The organism is Moorena sp. SIO3I8 (assembly GCF_010692325.1).
Taxonomy (GTDB): domain Bacteria; phylum Cyanobacteriota; class Cyanobacteriia; order Cyanobacteriales; family Coleofasciculaceae; genus Moorena.
In genome coordinates this window covers 1-1,756 of record NZ_JAAHHW010000331.1, presented here as the reverse complement: position 1 = coordinate 1,756, position 1,756 = coordinate 1, and the positions used below count along the sequence as shown (strand labels likewise).

1 pseudogene is annotated in these 1,756 nt (G+C 46.5%); it reads right to left on the bottom strand.

What is annotated here, in order from left to right:
• Window positions 1-147 precede the first annotated feature (147 nt).
• A pseudogene (locus tag F6K51_RS36710) lies at window positions 148-1,626 on the bottom strand (reverse transcriptase domain-containing protein); the annotation flags it as partial.
• Window positions 1,627-1,756: the final 130 nt, after the last annotated feature.

Below are 1,756 nucleotides of genomic sequence, written 5' to 3'. Positions count from 1 at the left end.
GCATATTTCCCTTTTGTTACCAAAAGGTATTGAGTCCAACCTAAAAGGTTGTTTTACGTGAGGGTAGGTGGTGTAAATTACCCTGGGGAGTCGGCTCCCCGCTTTACTTGACCAGTTCAGGTCGCGCGCTTTCACCTCATACGGCTCCTAGATATCCTCTCCTGTAGGAGTGCTCCAGTGTATCTGCTGGTGGCAGCTCTGGTGAACTGCTAGCAAGTTCTTCGTTTTCCAGTTGTCGTGGTTTTCATCAATGTGATGAAGATGTACGAACTCGTCTTCTAGGAACTTCAATCCGCAGTGTCCACAGGAATGGTTTTGCCTTTTCAATGCGTCAGATGTAGCATCAGAGTAGAGTCTTGAGTTTCTCTTGCTCCAATAGACTAGGTCGCCGTCGTAGGGTGACTTAGTCCCCTTTACGTTCACGTGTTGGTTTTGTTTGTAACCAACCTTTGGGAAGGCTTTTTTACATAGTTCATTGGCTTTATACCGGTTTATTTTCTTTTCCTTGCGGAATTTACGATTTGCGGTTTTCTTCATGAACCAGAGGCTATCCCTTGAGCTGCTCATATCGCAGCTAGAATGGTAGTTACGCCATCCGCGAACGATGGGGGCTAGTTTCTTGGCTTTTACTTCTGCACCATAATTCGAGCTGTTGACTACGGCTTTAATTTTCTGACGAATTGTTCTGTGGTTATCCTCTGAGGGAATGCACGAGAATTTTCCGTCTTTTCTAACGCGGAATTTCCACCCTAGGAAATCAAATCCGTCTGTCGCTCTTGTTAGCTTGGTCTTTTCTTCACTGATTTCCATTCCTCTCTCCGCCAAGAATGTCTTGACTTTTGAGAGGATTTTCTCGGCATCGTCTTTAGGCTTAAGGATGAATACCATATCGTCTGCGTAACGCAGGCTTGTGTGTATGTCCTCTATACCGTTTAAAGCCACGTTTGCCAATAAGGGGCTGACCACACCACCTTGGGGTGTTCCTTGCTCTGGGAATTCCGGATTGATGCCTGCTTTTAGGCACCTGTAAATCCCCTGTTTTAGGTGCGCAGGAGCTATCAATCTATCCATGATTGAGCTGTGTGTGATGCGGTCAAAGCATTTCTTGATGTCTAGCTCTATGATTCGCTTTTTGATGCCATTACAGTTTGAGTTCAGTTGATTGAACAGTCCTTTCTGTGCATCCTGGGCACTTCTTCCAGTCCTAAACCCGTAACTCCGAGCGTGAAAGGTAGCTTCGTGTGCTGGTTCCAGTGCGAATTTTGCTAAGCATTGCCATGCTCGGTCTGCGATGGTAGGTATCTTCAACATTCGGGTTTTCCCATTCTTTTTCTTAATGGGGTGTTCCCGTAGTCCATTATGGTGCCAGTCGCATCCATATTGGTTCAGTGTTTCAACCAGTTTCATGCGTTCCCTGTAGTTGAGGGATGACTTCCCGTCTACTCCAGCTGTTTTTTTACCCTTATTGAGTTGTGTGACCTGACGTACAGCTAGAAGCTGTGCTGCGCGAGATTTCAGAATCAATTTCTGTAGTGACCTAGCTTTCTTGAGGTCTCCAGCTTGAACTGCTTTATACACTCTTTTCTGTAGGCGGAATAGGCTTTGGCGGAGTTTCTTCCATTTCTGCTTTTGTTACGGTCGATGTCCCCTATTAAGGGGAGCACCTCCGCTTCAGAACTGGGCGTGAGACTTTCACCTCACCCAGCTCCTGGGTAAACTCGGTCTATGACCGGCCTTTCGGCTTGCTCCAGTGTAT